The sequence below is a fragment of the Pantoea sp. Aalb genome (assembly GCF_009829985.1).
In the GTDB taxonomy this organism is placed as follows: domain Bacteria; phylum Pseudomonadota; class Gammaproteobacteria; order Enterobacterales; family Enterobacteriaceae; genus SZZU01.
This window is the reverse complement of the sequence record NZ_SZZU01000001.1, coordinates 40,678-59,942: the sequence shown is the minus strand read 5'-3', so window position 1 is coordinate 59,942 and position 19,265 is coordinate 40,678. Positions and strand designations below refer to the sequence as shown.

The following is a 19,265-nucleotide window of genomic DNA, read 5'->3' as shown; positions in this document are numbered from 1 at the left end:
CTATTAAGTAATTACTTATTTGTTACTATAATAAAGGTAGTGCATCTGGTGCAATATTCATTGTTCGTAGAACTTTACCCATAATAGCACTAAATACTGGAGCAGAAACTGTACCACCATAATATTTTCCAGCTTGAGGATTATTAATTACCACTACTAGTGCAAAACGAGGATGGCTAACAGGTGCTATTCCTGCAGTATAAGCTATGTATTTATTTATATAATGCCCTTTTGAATTAACTTTCTTAGCTGTACCTGTTTTAATAGCTATACGATAGCCTTTAACAGAAGCTTTTATACCACCACCTCCTGGTAAAGCTACGCTTTCCATCATATGTATAACTGTTTTAACAATATTTTCTGGAAATACTCGTTTACCTAATACTGGAGAATCAACTTTTATAATCGACATTGGATATGTTAAACCATAGCTACCAATCGTTGCATAAACTCGTGCTAACTGTAATGGTGTGACCATAAGTCCATAACCAAAGGAAAAAGTTGCTCTTTCTAAGTTAGACCACCGAAGTTTTTTAGGATATAATCCCTTACTCTCACCAGTTAATCCTATATTAGTAAGTTTTCCTAAACCAAAATTAGCATATGTATTTAGTAAAGCTGATGGTGGCATTGATAATGCTAAACGTGAAACTCCAACATTACTTGATTTTTGTAAAATCTCAGTCAAAGTTAATGATTTATAATTTACTATATCTTTAATTTTATGCCCATCTATATAATAAGGTGTAGTATCCAATATACTATTTTCTTTTATTATCCCATGTTGTAATGCAGTCATAATAACCATAGGTTTTACAGTTGAACCTGGTTCAAAACTATCAGTAATAGCACGATTACGTATAATATAATTAGGTGTATTAATGAGATTATTTGGATTATAGGATGGACTATTTGCTAATGCTAATATTTCACCAGTATTTACGTCTACTAATATTGCTACTCCTGATTCAGCTTTATTAAAATTTGTAGCGTTATTTAATTCTCTATTTACTAATACTTGTAATCGTCCATCAATACTAAGTGTTAAGTTATAAGCTGTATGACTATCTACAGATGCAATATTTTCAATAACATGTCCATAAAGATCTTTACGCACTATACGTTTACCAGGTTTACCAGTTAACCATTTATTAAAGCTTTTCTCAATACCTTCTAATCCTTGACTATCAATATTAGTAAAACCAATTATATGTGCAGTAACATGACTACTAGGATAATAGCGACGTGATTCTTCTCTAAGGTAAACACCTGGAATATTTAATTTTTTTATATATTCTCCAATAGCTGGATTTACTTGACGTGCTAAATAAACGAATCGTCTTTTAGGATTCATATTAATATGAATCCTTAATTGATGAATTGGTATAGATAAAATATTTGATAATGCTTTCCAATGATTTTTTAATGAAAAGCTTTTATGATTATACAGCTCTTTAGTATCTACCCAAATTGCATTAAACGGAACACTAACCGCTAATGGTCGACCACTACGATCATTGATCATTCCACGTGCTGTAGGAATAGATTGCACACGTAATGAACGTAAGTCTGCCTCTTTAATCAATTTATCATTATTAATTATTTGTAACCAAGCAATACGTAATAACAAAGCAGTGAGTGATAAAAAAATATAACTACATAACACTAAAAAACGCCAATTTATAAAACTAAATTGATTTTTTTGTTTATTAAATTGCAGCATTTTCTCTGCACTACTCATTAACTTTAATATTCCTTACGTTTTTTTATTAATATATGTTCCTTATAAAGATCAATATCTTGCATTCGTAATTTATCTTTTGCTATGCGTTCAATACGACCATTATTTCCAAGAGAGTTTTCTTCTAAAATTAAATTACGCCATTCAATATTAAGAGCTTCATGTTCTAATATTAACTGTTCACGCTGTGCAGCTAATAACCGTGTTTTATGTGTAATAGTGATGACAAGAATTGAAGATATTATTACAAAAAAAAATAATATTATAATTTTTCCGAATAGCAACATATCACTATAAATAATATTAACTAAATTAAAACGTTCTTTTCTTACCATAACTATCTTCTAGTAATTAATATTTTTTTTCAGCAATACGAAGTATAGAACTACGTGCACATGGATTTTTTTTAATTTCTATTTTTTCAGGAATTAGTTTTCCAATATTTATTAACTTATAACCACCAATTTCTTTTAATTGCATTTCGCTTATTGGGACACCAATAGGTACTTGCGGCCCACGACTTTGATTACGTATAAAGCGTTTTACTAAACGATCTTCAAGTGAGTGAAAACTTATAATTGAAAGACGGCCATTTAAGGCCAATATAGGAATAACATCTTTTAATAACCTATTTATCTCTTCTAGTTCCTTATTAATCCAAATTCTAATTGCTAGAAAGCTACGTGTTGCTGGATGCTTAAATTTATCCTTTATTGGTATAGCAGCTGTAATAATTTTAACTAATTCTTTAGTGGTCATTATTGGTTTTTTAAAATTTTGTTCTACAATAGCGCAGGCAATACGTTTAGCAAAACGCTCTTCTCCATATTTTTTTAATACAAAAGTTATATCAGCTTTTTTGGCTTTTAATAGCCATTCTGCAGCTGATTGTCCTCGTGTTTGATCCATGCGCATATCTAATGGCCCATCATACATAAAAGAAAAACCTCGTTCAGGATCATTTAGTTGTGGAGAAGAAACACCAAGATCTAGTAAAATACCGTCAATTTTTCCGATTAATCCACGTTTTGTTACATATTCTAGTAAAGACGAAAAGGATCCATGTATAATAGAAAACCGTGGATCTTTTATTTTAGATGCAATAGCTATAGCTTGTGGATCTCGATCAATAGCTAGTAATTTGCCGGTTTTACCTAACTTTGATAGAATCAATTGAGAATGACCACCTACTCCGAAAGTACAATCAATATAAATTCCATTTTTTTTAATATTTAGGCTATTAACTGCTTGTTCTAACATTACTGTATTATGTGTATATTTTTTATACATTATTATAATTATATATATATTGTATAGCAATAAAGCTTATAATTATTTTAAATAAATATTGCTGCACCAGTTAAGATTTCGAATTAATTTAATAAAAATTATTTATAATAACTAACATTAAATTTTTATATTTAAATTTAAACTCTATGTAAGTTGTCTTATAGCAATAAATATTATAAGAGTAAAAGTTACTTAACAAATATATAATATAACTATTATTAGTTTAATACACGTTTATTCATAGTAAGTTAAAATAGTTTAGTTATTATATATTGATGTAAAAAGAAAAATAATTTTAATTAAATGAGTCATAAAAACAAAAAAGATATAAATTAATAAAATAGATGAATATATTTTTTATTGAATAAAATAAATTATTTAATTTAAAAAAAATTAATTTTTAAATACGATTAATCATCATAGAAAACTAATATCATAATTCATTAAATGAATAGTTAACTATTGAATAAGTTAATTAATACAGTTATTAATGAGATAATAAATATATACTTTAAAATCTACTTAAAGCAGAATGTTTATCTATGAAAAATATTTATATCATTCCATCTATGACTTTAATTTTAAATAAACAATATTACTTAAATTAAGTATTTACTTGTTTTAAGTTAAAATATAAATAATTAAAAATTTATACTTTATTTTTATTATGATATTAATCATTTACGAAATGATTAATATCAAGATCCAACAAAATTTTTAAAATATTTTACATTTTAGAGAAATAAATTTTATTGGATAAATACATAATTAATTAAATATACATTAAGATAAAAAATTAATTAAATAAAAAAACATAAATCAAACAAAAATACGTTTAAAATATAATATATAATTATATATCGCTTTTTAATAAAAAGTAAATAAGTATTAAAATATTAAAATTAAAGTTAAGATATAACATCATAAAAATCTTTTGAGTAAGTACATTACGTTAAATAATTAACGCATTATACGATCTCCACGTGATATTCCTACAATACCTGAACGTACTATTTCTACAATTTCTGATATTTCTCTTATAATATTAAGAAAAGCATTTAATTTATTACTAGTACCTGATAATTGTGCTATATATAGTATAGATGTTACATCAACAATTTGACCACGAAAGATTTCTATATTACGCTTTACTTCTTCTCGACTATATCCATTTGATTGAATTTTTACTAACATAATTTCACGTTCAACATATGCAAATTGTCCAAGCTCATTTACACGCAGTACATCTATTAACTTATGGAGTTGTTTTTCAATTTGTTCAAGTATTTTTTCATCTCCTACTGTTTGGATGGTCATACGTGAAAGTGTTGGATCATCAGTTGGGGCTACAGTTAAACTTTCAATATTATAACCACGTTGTGAAAATAATCCTATCACGCGAGATAAAGCTCCTGATTCATTTTCAAGCAAAACTGATAAAATACGACGCATAATTAAGTTCTCTCTATTTTACTTAACCACATATCATTCATGGCACCTCCCTGAATTTGCATCGGATAAACATGCTCATTACTGTCAATAGTTACATCAACAAAGACTAAATAGCCTTTGGATAAAATTTCTAAAGCTAATGTTAATTTTTCTTCTAATTCAGATGGATACTCAATTGAAATACCCACATGATTATAAGCTTCAGCTAAATGTATAAAGTTCGGTAATGATTTCATATAAGATTGGGAATGACGTCCAGAGTAAATCATATCCTGCCATTGTTTAACCATTCCTAAAAAACGGTTATTAAGATTTAATATTAATACTGGAAGGTTATATTGTAGAGCAGTTGATAGTTCTTGAATATTCATTTGAATACTACCGTCGCCAGTTATACAAATCACTGTTTCTTTTGGTAATGCTATTTTTACACCTAATGCAGCTGGTAAACCGAATCCCATTGTACCTAAACCACCAGAGTTAATCCAGCGACGTGGTTTATTAAAAGGATAATAAAGTGCAGTAAACATTTGATGTTGACCAACATCAGAAGCTACGTATGCATTACCTTTTGTTAAATGCCAAATTTTTTCTATAACTGCTTGTGGTTTAATTTTATTACTATTTCTATCAAATTCTAGACATTTATAATTACGCCAATCTTCTATTTTCTGCCACCAATCATGCAATCTATTAAATTGTTGTTTTTTTTCGAATGGAGTTAATAGTTCTAGTATTCTTAATAATGTTTGTTTTGCATCGCCAACTATTGGAACGTCAGCGCTAATAGTTTTAGATATTGAAGTGGGGTCAACGTCAATATGCATTATAGTAGCGTGAGGACAATATTTAGATACATTATTAGTAGTACGATCATCAAAGCGCACACCAATACCAAACACTAAATCAGCATTATGCATCGTCATATTAGCTTCATAAGTACCATGCATACCTAACATTCCTATACATTGTCGATGAGTTCCTGGAAATCCACCAAGCCCCATCAAGGATGTAGTTACAGGAATATTTAATTTTTCTGCCAATTGTAATAATTCTGCTTCACAACCTGAATTAATAACACCACCTCCGATATAAAATACTGGTTTACATGCTGCAAGAAGAGTTTTTAATGCGCGTTTAATTTGTCCTTTATGTCCTTGAAAAGTAGGGTTATAAGAACGAATAGTTATTTTTTTTGGCCAAACATATGGTAATTTTTTTGTTATATTAAGAATATCTTTAGGTAAATCTATTACTATTGGCCCTGGACGACCACTTGCTGCAAGCCAAAAAGCTTTTTTAATTATAATAGGAATTTCTGCGGTATTTTTTACTAAAAAGCTGTGTTTTACTATAGGTCGTGAAATTCCAACCATATCACATTCTTGAAAAGCATCATAACCAATCAACGAAGAATTTACTTGTCCTGATAAAATAACTATTGGAATAGAATCCATATATGCTGTTGCAATACCTGTAATAGCATTAGTTGCACCTGGTCCAGATGTCACTAATACTACTCCAACTTTTCCTGTTGCTCGTGCTAAACCATCAGCCATATGTACTGCACTTTGCTCATGTCGAACTAATATATGTTTGATACCTCCTATTGTTTCTAGTGCATCATAAATATCTAATACTGCTCCACCTGGATAACCGAATACTTGCTTTACATCTAGAGCAATTAATGAACGGACAATCATTTCAGCTCCTGATAACATTTCCATTTTCTATCTCCTCTATAATCGAGGAATTCGATTACTTAACTCAATTCTAATTTACACTATGTCAATAGTATTTCAGTGTCTATTCGTTTATTAATAATAAAAAATTAATCTTTTTAAAATATAAAAATAGAATTTATTTATTTCATGTAAATAATAGTTAATTTATAAATTTTACTAATGTTATTTAATTTTTAATTTATAAAAAATATTAGATATTAAGTTATTAGAAGAAATAAGAGAATTTTAAATAAATATTATATATTTAATAATTATATCTATTTAATTTAAAAAATTTAATTATTAATTTATTAAAATTAAATAATAAATAATATTTTTATTAGGTGTTTTCTTTATTTCATTGATAATAAATATCTTATTGAAATAATTTGCTTTGATTATTAGAATTAAGATTGATAATAATCAAAATTAATAATTAATTATAATGTAATTAGCATAACCCCTCCCCCCGCTTAATCGCGGGTTTTTTTTATGCTAATTACATTAAAGATATTAAAATGTCTAAGTAACATTATAAGGAACATGATTATGAGCCAACAAATTATTATTTTTGATACAACTTTACGTGATGGTGAACAATCATTACAAGCTAGCTTAAGTGTAAAAAAAAAATTACAAATCGCTCTAGCATTAGAAAGGATGGGTATAGACATCATAGAAGCTGGTTTTGCAATTTCATCTCCAGGAGATTTCGAATCTATACAAACTATAGCTAATAATATTAAAAATAGCCGAATCTGTAGTTTGGCACGATGCGTAGAGCAAGATATTGATGCTGCTTATAAAGCATTGTGTAGTTCAGAAGCCTTTCGTATACATATTTTTATTGCTACTTCACCAATACATATTACTACTAAATTACATAGTACAATGCCAAAAATCATTGAACGTGCTGTTTATATGACTAAGAGAGCTCGTAATTATACTAATGATGTAGAATTTTCTTGCGAAGATGGTGGTCGTACTCCACTTGATGATTTATGCCGAATAGTTGAGGCTACTATAAATGCTGGAGCTACTACTATTAATATTCCAGATACTGTAGGTTATACATTTCCAAATGAATACGCAGGAATTATTATGGAATTAATCAACCGTGTGCCAAATATTGATAAAGCAATTATTTCAGTACATACACATAATGATCTTGGTATGGCAACAGGTAATTCTATTGCTGCTATATTAGCTGGAGCAAGACAAATTGAAGGGACGTTAAATGGTTTAGGTGAACGTGCTGGTAATTGTGCACTAGAAGAAATTATTATGGCTATAAAAACACGTCAAAATATGATGAAAGTATACACTAATATTAACTGTAAAGAAATATATCGTACTAGTCAAATTATTAGTCAAATTTGTAATATGCCAATTCCAGCTAATAAAGCAATAATTGGTTCAAATGCTTTTGCTCACTCCTCTGGAATTCATCAAGATGGAGTATTAAAAAATCGTAAGAACTATGAGATTTTAAATCCAGAATCTATTGGCTTGCATAAAATTCAATTAAATTTAACATCAAGATCAGGTAGATCAGCCGTAAAATATCGTATGGAAGAAATGGGTTATAAAGATTCTGATTATAACTTAGATAGATTATATGATGCTTTTTTAAAGTTAGCAGATAAAAAAGGTCAAGTATTTGATTATGATTTGGAAGCTCTAGCGTTTATTAATCAACAAAATGAAGAAGTAGAATACTTTCAACTTAAATCATTCAATATTCATACTGGAACAAATATAATGGCAACTGCTTCTGTACAAATGAAATGTGGTAATGAAATAAAAGCTGATGCTGCTACTGGTAACGGTCCTGTAGATGCTATTTACCAAGCAATTAATCGCATTGTTGGTTTTGAAGTAGAACTTTTAACCTACAAATTAAGCTCTAAAGGTCACGGTAAAAATGCACTTGGTCAAGTAGATATTGTTGTCAAATACTACTGTCGTAAATTTCATGGAGTCGGTTTAGCAACTGATATCGTTGAATCTTCTGCAAAAGCGATGGAAAATGCGTTAAATAGCATTTTTAAAGCTAAACAAGTTAAGAAAGAGTTATTACATCGTAAATTTAATGAACATAATAAAGTATTTTAACATAGAATGGTATAATTATGAAAAATTTTCATATAGCAGTCATGTCTGGTGATGGCATTGGTCCAGAAGTAATGGGACAAGCTATAAAAATTTTAAATGTAATTTGTACTTGTTTTGACCTACATATAACTACTAGTGAATATGATATAGGTGGTATAGCTATCGATCGTTACGGAGATCCATTACCTTCATGTTCTCTTTTTGGTGCTAAACAATCAGATGCTATTCTTTTAGGTTCAGTAGGGGGAAATAAATGGCATTATCTTCCATTAAATAAACAACCAGAATGTGGTGCTTTATTACCATTACGTAAATATTTTAAATTATTTAGTAATATACGTCCTGCAGTGCTTTTTAAAGGAATGGAAATGTTTAGTCCTTTGCGTAACGATATTGCTTCTCGTGGATTTAATATTCTTTGTGTACGTGAATTAACTGGAGGTATTTATTTTGGAACTCCAAAAGGTCGTAAAGGCAATGGACCATACGAACATGCATTTGATACTGAAATTTATTATTATTTTGAAATCGAACGTATCGCACATATTGCCTTTAAAGCTGCTCGTAAGCGTCGTAACAAAGTGACTTCTATCGATAAAGCTAATGTTTTACAAAGCTCTATAATGTGGCGTGAAATTGTTAATGATATTGCTATTAAATTTTATCCAGATGTTCAATTAGAGCATATGTATATTGATAATGCTACAATGCAACTTATTAAGGAACCATCACAATTTGATGTACTATTATGTTCTAACTTATTTGGCGATATTATTTCTGATGAATGTGCCATGATTACTGGTTCAATAGGTATGTTGCCATCTGCTAGTTTAAATGAAAATGGTTTTGGATTATACGAGCCAGCAGGAGGTTCTGCACCAGATATTGCAGGTCAAAATATAGCTAATCCAATAGCACAAATTCTTTCTCTATCCTTATTATTAAGATATAGCCTTAATGCTAATGAAGCTGCTGATAGCATCGAGCGTGCTATCAGTCAAACATTAGAAGCAGGCTATAGAACTTGTGATTTACTAACTAATAATCCATCTGCTATCACTGTAAATACTGATGAAATGGGTAGTATCATTGCGAGTTTTATTGTTAAGGAAAATAAAAATGAAAAACTTATACCAGAAGTTATTTGATTCACATGTTGTCTATGAAGCACCTAATGAAACTCCATTGATATATATTGATCGTCATTTAATTCATGAAGTCACATCACCACAAGCTTTTCATAGACTACGAATAAATGGTCGTACTGTACGACAACCATCTAAAACATTTGCCACCATGGATCATAATGTCTCTACTAAAACAAAAAATATTAACGCATCTGGTGAGATGGCTCGAATTCAAATGCAAGAATTAATAAAAAATTGCTCTGACTTTAATATCGAATTATATGATTTACATCATCCATTTCATGGTATTGTTCACGTTATCGCTCCTGAACAAGGTATTATTTTACCAGGAATGACAATAGTATGTGGAGATTCTCATACTGCTACTCACGGAGCATTTGGTGCTTTAGCATTTGGAATTGGCACATCAGAGGTAGAACATGTACTCGCAACGCAAACTTTAAAACAAGATCGTGCTAAAACAATGCAAATTGAAGTTTTAGGCCATATCCATCCATATATTACTGCTAAAGATATAATTCTTTTTATTATCAGCAAAATTGGCAGTGCTGGAGGTAGTGGTTATGTTGTAGAATTTCATGGATCAGTAATTCAAGCAATGAGCATGGAAAGTCGTATGACTTTATGCAATATGTCAATTGAAATGGGTGCTAAAGCTAGTATTATTGCACCAGATAATACTACATTTAAATATTTAAAGAAAAAAAGATTTTCACCGAAAGGTGAACAATGGAAGAAAGCTATTGCCTATTGGCATACTTTAAAATCTGATAATAACGCTATATTTGATTCTATCAAAACATTAAATGTAACTGATATTGCTCCACAAATCACATGGGGAACTAATCCTAGTCAAGTAATAGCAATCGATCAAACTATTCCTCATCCACTATTATTTGATGATCCAGTTGAAAGAGCATCTGTAGAGAAAGCATTATCTTATATGGATCTTAAACCAGGTGTTAAGCTAACTGATATCACTATTAATAAAGTATTTATTGGATCTTGTACTAATTCACGTATTGAAGATTTACGTGTAGTTGCAGAAATTGTCAAAGGACGTAAAGTTGCATCGAATGTCATGGCTCTTATTGTACCTGGTTCTAATCAAGTAAAAATACAAGCAGAAAAAGAAGGATTAGATAAAATTTTTTTAAATGCTGGATTTGAATGGCGTCTTCCAGGTTGCTCAATGTGTTTAGCTATGAATAATGATCAACTTAATCCTGGAGAACGCTGTGCTTCAACTAGCAACCGCAATTTTGAAAATCGCCAAGGTCGAGGTGGACGTACTCATCTAATGAGTCCTGCTATGGCTGCTGCTGCTGCAGTAAAAGGTCGTTTTTCAGATATTCGTCAATTTATTTAATATATTAAGAAAAATCATGGTAAAAAAATTTACTAAACATAAAGGAATCGTAGTACCACTAGATAATGCAAATGTTGATACTGATGCAATTATTCCAAAACAATTCTTACAAAAAGTAACTCGTACTGGTTTCGGTTCACATTTATTCCATAACTGGCGATTTGAGGATGATGAAGGTTTTATACCAAAAACTAACTTTGTCTTAAATAAATCAGAATATCAATATGCTACTATTTTACTTACTCGTGAAAATTTTGGTTGTGGATCTTCACGTGAACATGCATTATGGGCACTTATTGACTTTGGATTTCAAGTGATAATTGCATCAAGTTTCGCTGATATTTTTTATACTAACAGTTTAAAAAATCAACTTCTACCAGTAAAATTATCTGCATCAAATATAGAATCTATGTTTCAATTAGTTAATAATCAACCAGGTATTTTTTTTGAAGTAGATTTAGAAGAACAAATAGTCATAGCTAATAATAAAAACTATAGATTTTACATAGATAACATTAGTCGTAACTGTATGATTAACGGGCTTGATGATATCAGCTTAACATTACAACACGAAGCTAAAATCATAAATTACGAAAATTTTGATATTTTTAAAAGAATAATTCATAGCAAGTATTATGTATGATATTTTACTATTATTATGTATGATATTTTACTATCATAATACTTTATTATAAAAATTTACATCATAATCAATTATATTAATAACTACACTACATTAACTACTTTTAAAAAGTATTTTCTTAAATGAAATTAAACTTAATTGACTGATTATCTATTTTTTATATAAAATTTATTACTTAGTATAAATAAGCATAAACAAATAAATATTAGAATTTGTTATAATGATATAGCATAATAATACAACAATAGTTAGAGTTTCATTAAAGTAGATATTAATATGATGATATACTGCTTCTTTATGTAAAGAGCAAAATAAATAAACATAATCTTAAAGTACAATTATTTTAAAGAATAATTTTACATGTATTAAATTAAAATTTAATAATAAGATAAAAATAAAAAAATAGATTATTTAGATTTAGATTTAGATTTAGATTTAGATTTAGATTTAGATTTAGATTTATAAATTATATTTAATTTATCTCTCAATTTATTAAAATCATAATATTATTAAATAATAAAAGAAACAATATTTAATTATCATTATATTATGTTAATATTGTTAAGGACAACATTGTATTAGTTCATAATAAAATTATCAACATAATATATGTTTCAGGGAATTATTAAGACTACGTATGAAAAAATATATAATTACTTTACTATCTACTATAGTTAGTTTAACGATTTATAATAAGTGTTTATATGCTAATAATTTAATATCAAAATGTATTCAAAATACACCAAGTAATAAATCTTCTGTAACCAATAGTAATCACAATAAAAATAACCTACCAATTACTATTAAATCTGATTCTAATAATTTAATGTCAAAATGTATTCAAAATACACCAAGTAATAAATCTTCTGTAACCAATAGTAATCACAATAAAAATAACCCACCAATTACCATTAAATCTAATTTCGCTAATGGTACCTATCCAAAATATATAGAATTCAATGGTAATGTTAATTTACAACAAGGTAATAGTAATTTACATGCTGATAAAATACGATTTCATAAAAAACAGTTAAAAAATCAAGATCAAGATAAAGTACCGATACACACTATTGATGCTTTAGGTCATGTACATTATGATGATAATCAAATAATTCTTAAAGGCAAAAAAGTATGGACAGATTTGAATACTAAAGATATTAATGTATGGAATGGCGAATATCAGCTAGTAGGTCGCCAAGGTAGAGGTGCTGCTGAGAAAATAAAATTACGTAATTATGGCCGTTATACAATTATGGAAAATGGCAGCTTTACATCATGCTTACCAAATTTTAATAGTTGGAGTATAGTTGGTTCAACTATAATTCAAGATCGTGAAGAAGAATTAGCTAAAATTTGGAATGCTCGCTTTAAAATTGGCAATATACCTATATTTTATAGCCCTTATTTACAACTACCGACTGGAGACCATCGTCGTTCAGGGTTTTTATCTCCTAGTTTTAATTATGATGTTAACAACGGGTTTAAACTTCAGTTTCCATATTATTGGAATATTGCCTCTCAGGCTGATGTTACTATTATACCTCAATATATAACCAATCGTGGCTTGTATTTGCAAAATGAATTTCGTTATTTAACTCATTTTGGTCAAGGTATATTAAATTTAAATTATTTACCTTTCAATACATTCAATAACCATTTTAAAAAACATAATGAAGAATCTCAAAATTCTGTCAAAAGAAAATTCAATAACTATGATAAATGGTTATTTTATTGGCATCATGATGGATTATTTAATCAGCATTGGCGCTTTAATTTAAACTATACTAGGATAAGTAATCCAAATTACTTGAAAGATTTTGATTATATAAATTTTAATGATGTTGATGGTAAACAACAACTAAATTTATATAATACATTTTCTCATTGGGATTCTACTTTTTCTATTAAAGATTTTCAAATTTTTGATAGAAATAATAAACTTTATAATTTATATCGAGCAATTCCACAACTTGATGTAAATTATCAAAATAATATTGGACCATTTAATATTCATATTTATAGTCAAGCTGTAAAATTCAAGAATGTAAATCGTTATATGCCTCAAACGACTCGCCTGCATTTTGAGCCAACTATAAATTTCCCATTTTTTAATAATTGGATTAGGTTGAACAGTCAGTTCAAATTATTAGCAACATCTTATAAACAAGATGGAGTTAATTATTATAATAATAATATAAAATCTAATAATATAAATTCATTGAATCATGGTGGTTTATTAAAAACTTCAGTTAGTCGAATATTACCTGAATTTAAAATTGATAGTTATATGTTTTTAGACCGTCAAATAACAAAAGGATATACACAAACAATAGAACCACATGTTCAATATTTATATATTCCATATTGTGATCAAAATAATATTTATCTTTATGATTCAAAAATATTACAAACCAATTATAATAGTTTATTTCGTGATCGAACATACAGTGGATTAGATCGTATAACTTCAGCTAATGAATTAAGAACAGGAGTTACTACCCGTATTTACGATAATAATTTTCTTGAACGTTTTAGACTATCTGTAGGTCAAGCATATTCATTTGATCCGTATTTTATAAATAAAAAAAACATGAATAGAAACGAAGGTAATAGTAAAATAACTTGGGCAAGCAATACTTATTGGCAAATAAATGATTATTGGAAGATGAGTGCGGAGCTAAGGTATAATACTCAATTTAATAATATACTACAGGGTAATACAATTATAGATTATCATGTAGACAATAATCGTACGTTACAATTAAGTTATCGTTATACTAATCCTAAATATGTATCTGAAGTTATTAATCATCCAAAATTTTTAAATAATTTATATAATTCTGGAGTATCACAGTTAGGTATCACGGCAAAATGGCCTATTATTAATGATTGGTCAATGGTAGGAAGTTATTATTATGATCTCCATAATAATAGATCAATTGAACAATTATTAAGTATTCAATATAATTCATGTTGTTATGCTATTCGTCTAGGATATAAGCATAAAAGTAATATTTTAGATAACAATAATATTCGTGATGATAATCAAATTTCGTTTAATATTGAGCTACGTGGTTTTAATACTCATGACTCTTCAAATGAAAATGATATTTTTCGTCATCCTATAATTCCTTACCAAAGTACTGCTTTTTGATATTATTATCTTTAATAAAATATTCCATACTTTCACAATTATAATGGATAAAAAATGAAAATTTGGAGAATACTAATTTTTAGTTTAGTGATTATCAATAATATTGTATTAGCAAATCCACAAGTGATAGATAAAGTTGCTGTAATTGTAAATAACGACATAGTGCTAAAAAGTGAAATTGATGGCATAATGAATATTATAAAATTGCAAGCTCAATATTCGGATGAACAGCTTCCTGATGATAAAACATTACGTAATCAAATTATTGAACAACAAATAATGAATCATATTCTTTTAGAAAATGCGATTAGAAATAATATGCAAGTTGAAGATCAAGAGCTAAATACAGCAATAGATAACATTGCTTTACAGCACAATATTAAAACAGAGGAATTACGTAGTCGTTTAGAAGGTGATGGAATTAATTATAATGATTATCGTAATCAAATACGTAAAGAAATATTAATTACAGAAACACGGAATAATGAAGTACGTCAACGTTTTACAATATCTGCTGATGAAGTAAAAAAAATGGCGGAAAAAATTAATTTAGAAAATATTCAAAATATAGAATTAAATATTAGTCAGATATTAATACCTTTATCAGAACACCCTACGAAAAAAGAAATACAACAACAAAAATTACTTGCAAATAAGATAATTGAAAAAATAAAATATGGTTCTAATTTTAATAGATTAGCTCTACGTTATTCAAGTGATGCACAAGCAATAAAAGGTGGGAAAATAGGATGGCGTAAAATTGAAGAAATGCCAATCTTATTTTTCAAAGTTCTTAGTACAGCAAAAATAGGAGATATCATTGGTCCTATACATTCTGATGCAGGATTTCATATTTTAAAAATAAACGATGTACTTAATCATAATGATGATAATGCATTTATTACGGAAAAATTCCATATACGCCATATTTTATTAGAAAATTCTCCTTTACTTAATGATGAACAAGCATTTAATAAATTAAAACAAATTACTATTGATATTAAAAACGGTAAAACTACTTTTATAAAGTCAGCTCAAAAATTTTCTGAAGATAAAAATTCATCTGATAGTGGAGGTGATATTGGTTGGTTTACACCTGAAATGTACGAACCTGAATTACGCAATATTATTCTTAAATTAGAAAAAGGACAAATTAGTGAACCAGTGCAGTCGTCTATAGGATGGCATTTAATTCAAATGATAGATAGATATAAATTTAATAATAAAAGTACAATACAAAAAAATAAAGCATATTTTATTCTATTTAATCGTAAATTTATGCAAGAAATTGAACTTTGGATGAAAGAACAACGAGCTGGTGCTTATATAAATATTATTGAATAATAATGATAAAGAAACATCGTATCATAATAACTCCTGGAGAACCTGCTGGTATTGGTCCTGATATTGTAATCCAACTAGCACAGTTTAAATGGCCAGTTGAGCTTGTAGTATGCGCTGATGGAGAGATGCTTCGTAAGCGTGCTATTCAATTAGGATTACCATTAATATTATACGATTATAAATCACATAACTTACCACAGTTAGATCAAAGAAGTTCATTGGCACTATTACAAGTTGATACTATATATCCAGTAACTGCTGGTAGTCTATTGAGTGCTAACAGTCATTATGTAATCAATACTCTAATACGTGCTTGTGATGGTTGCTTAAATGGTGAATTTGATGCTATTGTCACAGGTCCAGTGCATAAAGGAATTATTAATGACGCAGGCATAGCATTTACTGGCCATACTGAATTTTTTGCTAACCGTACTGCTAGTAGTCGTGTGGTAATGATGTTAGTAGTAGAAAATTTACGCGTAGCGTTAGTAACAACACATTTACCATTAAAAAATGTCTGTAATGCAATAACTTATGATACTTTAGATCAAGTTATTAATATTTTATATAATAGTATGCAAAAAAAATTTGGCATTTTAAATCCACATATTTTAGTTTGTGGCCTCAATCCGCATGCAGGTGAAAATGGACATATAGGCAATGAAGAAGTGGAAATTATTATTCCAACGCTTAATAAATTACGTTACAATGGAATTAGTTTAACAGGTCCTCTACCAGCAGATACTATATTTCAATCGAAGTATTTACAAAAAGCTGATGTCATATTAGCGATGTATCATGATCAAGGTCTACCAGTATTAAAATATTTAGGTTTTGGTAAAGCAGTAAATATTACTCTTGGATTACCCTTTATTCGTACTTCTGTAGATCATGGTACTGCTTTAGAATTAGCTGGTTTAGGTCAGGCGCAAATAGGTAGTCTTAGGTCTGCTCTTAAACTTGCTATTTCTATTATTAATTTATGAATAATAATTTTTATTATGAACAATAATTTTTATAAAGGACATCATATACGTAAAAGTTTTGGACAAAACTTTTTAATCGATCAGGATATTATTAGAAAAATTGTTTCTGCTATTGCTCCTCAAAAAAGTGAATCACTAGTTGAAATAGGGCCAGGATTAGGTGCATTAACAGTTCCTATAAGCGAGAAATTAGATTCATTGTTAACAGTTATTGAATTAGATCGTAATCTTGTTACTCGTTTACAAAATCATTATTTTCTAAGTTATAAATTAAAAATTTATCAACAAGATGCAATAAATTTTGATTTTGGTGCTCTAGAAAAAAAACAAGGTCAACCGTTACGTGTATTTAGTAACTTACCATATAATATTTCTACAAAATTAATATTTCACTTATTTAAGCATCTTATATCTATTAAAGATATGCATTTAATGCTTCAAAAAGAGGTTTCTAATCGATTAATTGCTAAACCTAGCACTAAAGCTTACGGTCGTCTTAGTGTAATGGCACAGTACTATTGTCAAATCATTCCTATACTTGAAGTTCCTGCTAGAGCTTTTATACCCGTACCTAAAGTAGATTCAATGTTAGTACGTCTAGTCCCTCTTTCTTTACCAGCTTATCCAGTAAAAAAATTAAGTTTATTAAGTTTTATTACTTCAAAAATATTTAGCCAACGTCGTAAAATTCTTCGTAATAGCTTAAATAATATCATACCAATAAGTATTTTAAATGAATTGAATATTGATTTATCATTAAGAGCAGAAGATTTAACTGTAATTCAATGCTGCCAATTAGCAAATTGCTTAGATTCTTATAAAACCGAAATATTAAATCATTTAAAGAACTAAATATATATTATAAAATATTACTAAACGGGCTTTTTTATCTGCTATGAGCTAAGTATAAAACATATTTATATTAGTTTTTTTGGAGTTATTAGTGAATACATATTTAATTGGAGATATTCATGGATGTTACGATGAACTTTGTGATTTATTATCACAAGTTAATTTTCAACCTAAACAAGATGAACTATGGCTAACAGGGGATCTCGTAGGTAGAGGTCCTAATTCTCTTGAAGTACTACGCTATATAAAATCTCTTGGTAACTGTGTTCGATTGGTATTAGGTAATCATGACTTACGATTAATATCAATACATTCTGGTATTTGTCGCGAAAAGACACAAGATTTTTTAACAACACTACTAAATGATAAAAATATTAATGAGTTGATATACTGGTTACGTTGTCAGCCATTAATTCAAGTAGATAATAAAAAAAAAATATTGATGACACATGCAGGTATTACTCCTCAATGGGATCTAGAAACTGCAAAATCATGTGCACATGAAGTAGAAACAATTCTTGCTAGCAATAGTTATTGGTTATTACTACATAATATTATGTATAACTATACACCAAATAAATGGATGCCTAAGATGCAAGGATTATCTCGTTTATGCTTTACTACTAAAGTTCTAACTAAAATGCGTTTTTGCTTGTCAAATGGTGAATTAGATATGAGTTGTAAAAGTAATCCAAAGTTTGCCCCAAAATATTTAAAACCATGGTTTATGATGCCAAGTAAAATAGATAGCAATTATACATTAGTATTCGGTCACTGGGCTTCAATAGAAGGAAAAGGCATACCAAATAATATGATTGGCCTAGATACTGGCTGCTGTTGGGGTTATAATCTAACTTTACTACATTGGGAAAAAAAAAGGTATTATATACAAAAATCAAAAATTATTTCTTTTTAAAATCTCAAAGCAATAGTCATAAGGGTTTTGTACATTAGCATTGTAGGATTGACGAAATATAGTTTTCCACTCATTTAATTTATAATGTGGAAATTTAATATTGCCTTTTACTTCAATAGCAACATGAGTAAGATATAGACGATGTGCATATACTAACATTTGTTTATAAATAAGACCACCACCAATTACCATAATTTCTTTAGATTTTCCTGCAACTTTAACTGCTTCATCTAATGAATTTACCCATATTACACTACTACTATCACTATAAGATTTATTTTTATGATGGCTAACTACAATATTGATACGCCCAGGAAGTACTCTTCCAATAGATTCAAAAGTAATACGGCCCATGATAATAGGTTTATTCATGGTATTACGCTTAAACCATACTAAATCTGCTGGAAGTTTCCATGGTATGACATTTTGTATACCAATAACTCTATTTATGGTAAGTGCTGCAATTAAACTTATCATATTAAATACAATATTTAATTATTCTTAATTATAAGAATCTAGTTAAAATTAATT

At 28.3% G+C, this 19,265-nt stretch carries 15 protein-coding genes; 9 read left to right on the top strand and 6 right to left on the bottom strand.

Annotated elements, in window-relative coordinates:
* Positions 1-25 precede the first annotated feature (25 nt).
* From ftsI to ilvI, 5 genes are all read right to left on the bottom strand, one after another.
* Entirely contained in the window at positions 26-1,741 is a 1,716-nt protein-coding gene (ftsI, locus tag FD728_RS00215; RefSeq protein WP_159933639.1) for a peptidoglycan glycosyltransferase FtsI, read from the bottom strand.
* A gap of 5 nt (positions 1,742-1,746) precedes the next feature.
* Positions 1,747-2,076, bottom strand: coding sequence for a cell division protein FtsL (gene ftsL / locus FD728_RS00210; RefSeq protein WP_159933620.1), 330 nt, complete (start codon positions 2,074-2,076; stop codon positions 1,747-1,749).
* Positions 2,077-2,092: 16 nt separating this feature from the next.
* Complete coding sequence (gene rsmH, locus FD728_RS00205) at positions 2,093-3,031, bottom strand: 16S rRNA (cytosine(1402)-N(4))-methyltransferase RsmH (protein ID WP_159933618.1); 939 nt, start codon at positions 3,029-3,031, stop codon at positions 2,093-2,095.
* Positions 3,032-3,991: 960 nt separating this feature from the next.
* Positions 3,992-4,483, bottom strand: coding sequence for an acetolactate synthase small subunit (gene ilvN, locus FD728_RS00200; RefSeq protein WP_159933616.1), 492 nt, complete (start codon positions 4,481-4,483; stop codon positions 3,992-3,994).
* Between the two features lie 2 nt (positions 4,484-4,485).
* A complete protein-coding gene (gene ilvI / locus FD728_RS00195) occupies positions 4,486-6,210 on the bottom strand; it encodes an acetolactate synthase 3 large subunit (protein WP_159933614.1) in 1,725 nt (574 codons plus the stop codon).
* 546 nt (positions 6,211-6,756) lie between these two features.
* Here ilvI and leuA point away from each other — a divergent pair.
* The 9 genes from leuA (at position 6,757) to apaH (ending at position 18,734) form a co-directional block, all read left to right on the top strand.
* Positions 6,757-8,322, top strand: a complete 1,566-nt coding sequence (gene leuA / locus FD728_RS00190; protein WP_159933612.1) for a 2-isopropylmalate synthase — start codon at positions 6,757-6,759, stop codon at positions 8,320-8,322.
* 17 nt (positions 8,323-8,339) lie between these two features.
* Positions 8,340-9,470 (top strand): 3-isopropylmalate dehydrogenase, encoded by a 1,131-nt coding sequence (gene leuB, locus FD728_RS00185; protein ID WP_370516237.1) that lies wholly within the window; start codon positions 8,340-8,342, stop codon positions 9,468-9,470.
* Positions 9,442-10,839 carry a 3-isopropylmalate dehydratase large subunit gene (leuC, locus tag FD728_RS00180; RefSeq protein WP_159933610.1) on the top strand — a complete coding sequence of 466 codons (1,398 nt, stop codon included), beginning with the start codon at positions 9,442-9,444 and terminating at the stop codon, positions 10,837-10,839. The genes leuB and leuC overlap by 29 nt, the downstream gene beginning before the upstream one ends.
* 16 nt (positions 10,840-10,855) lie before the next feature.
* Entirely contained in the window at positions 10,856-11,482 is a 627-nt protein-coding gene (gene leuD, locus FD728_RS00175) for a 3-isopropylmalate dehydratase small subunit (protein ID WP_159933608.1), read from the top strand.
* A gap of 637 nt (positions 11,483-12,119) precedes the next feature.
* Complete coding sequence (gene lptD, locus FD728_RS00170; RefSeq protein ID WP_159933606.1) at positions 12,120-14,636, top strand: LPS assembly protein LptD; 2,517 nt, start codon at positions 12,120-12,122, stop codon at positions 14,634-14,636.
* A 54-nt stretch (positions 14,637-14,690) separates the two neighbouring features.
* Positions 14,691-15,980, top strand: coding sequence for a peptidylprolyl isomerase SurA (gene surA / locus FD728_RS00165; RefSeq protein ID WP_159933603.1), 1,290 nt, complete (start codon positions 14,691-14,693; stop codon positions 15,978-15,980).
* Between the two features lie 2 nt (positions 15,981-15,982).
* Positions 15,983-16,966, top strand: coding sequence for a 4-hydroxythreonine-4-phosphate dehydrogenase PdxA (gene pdxA, locus FD728_RS00160; RefSeq protein ID WP_159933601.1), 984 nt, complete (start codon positions 15,983-15,985; stop codon positions 16,964-16,966).
* 15 nt (positions 16,967-16,981) lie between these two features.
* Positions 16,982-17,818, top strand: a complete 837-nt coding sequence (gene rsmA, locus FD728_RS00155; protein WP_159933599.1) for a 16S rRNA (adenine(1518)-N(6)/adenine(1519)-N(6))-dimethyltransferase RsmA — start codon at positions 16,982-16,984, stop codon at positions 17,816-17,818.
* 91 nt (positions 17,819-17,909) lie between these two features.
* On the top strand, positions 17,910-18,734 hold the full coding sequence (gene apaH / locus FD728_RS00150; protein WP_159933597.1) for a bis(5'-nucleosyl)-tetraphosphatase (symmetrical) ApaH: 825 nt from the start codon (positions 17,910-17,912) through the stop codon (positions 18,732-18,734).
* Here apaH and folA read toward each other — a convergent pair.
* Positions 18,714-19,211: a type 3 dihydrofolate reductase gene (gene folA, locus FD728_RS00145; RefSeq protein ID WP_159933595.1), complete on the bottom strand. Its 498-nt coding sequence runs from the start codon at positions 19,209-19,211 to the stop codon at positions 18,714-18,716. The genes apaH and folA overlap by 21 nt on opposite strands.
* Positions 19,212-19,265: the final 54 nt, after the last annotated feature.

Bases quoted from the DNA above. Each gene is read 5' to 3' on its own strand.
- ftsI (WP_159933639.1), bottom strand. From the start codon at position 1,741: ATGAGTAGTGCAGAGAAAATGCTGCAATTTAATAAACAAAAAAATCAA.
- ftsL (WP_159933620.1), bottom strand. From the start codon at position 2,076: ATGGTAAGAAAAGAACGTTTTAATTTAGTTAATATTATTTATAGTGAT.
- rsmH (WP_159933618.1), bottom strand. From the start codon at position 3,031: ATGTATAAAAAATATACACATAATACAGTAATGTTAGAACAAGCAGTT.
- ilvN (WP_159933616.1), bottom strand. From the start codon at position 4,483: ATGCGTCGTATTTTATCAGTTTTGCTTGAAAATGAATCAGGAGCTTTA.
- ilvI (WP_159933614.1), bottom strand. From the start codon at position 6,210: ATGGAAATGTTATCAGGAGCTGAAATGATTGTCCGTTCATTAATTGCT.
- leuA (WP_159933612.1), top strand. From the start codon at position 6,757: ATGAGCCAACAAATTATTATTTTTGATACAACTTTACGTGATGGTGAA.
- leuB (WP_370516237.1), top strand. From the start codon at position 8,340: ATGAAAAATTTTCATATAGCAGTCATGTCTGGTGATGGCATTGGTCCA.
- leuC (WP_159933610.1), top strand. From the start codon at position 9,442: ATGAAAAACTTATACCAGAAGTTATTTGATTCACATGTTGTCTATGAA.
- leuD (WP_159933608.1), top strand. From the start codon at position 10,856: ATGGTAAAAAAATTTACTAAACATAAAGGAATCGTAGTACCACTAGAT.
- lptD (WP_159933606.1), top strand. From the start codon at position 12,120: ATGAAAAAATATATAATTACTTTACTATCTACTATAGTTAGTTTAACG.
- surA (WP_159933603.1), top strand. From the start codon at position 14,691: ATGAAAATTTGGAGAATACTAATTTTTAGTTTAGTGATTATCAATAAT.
- pdxA (WP_159933601.1), top strand. From the start codon at position 15,983: ATGATAAAGAAACATCGTATCATAATAACTCCTGGAGAACCTGCTGGT.
- rsmA (WP_159933599.1), top strand. From the start codon at position 16,982: ATGAACAATAATTTTTATAAAGGACATCATATACGTAAAAGTTTTGGA.
- folA (WP_159933595.1), bottom strand. From the start codon at position 19,211: ATGATAAGTTTAATTGCAGCACTTACCATAAATAGAGTTATTGGTATA.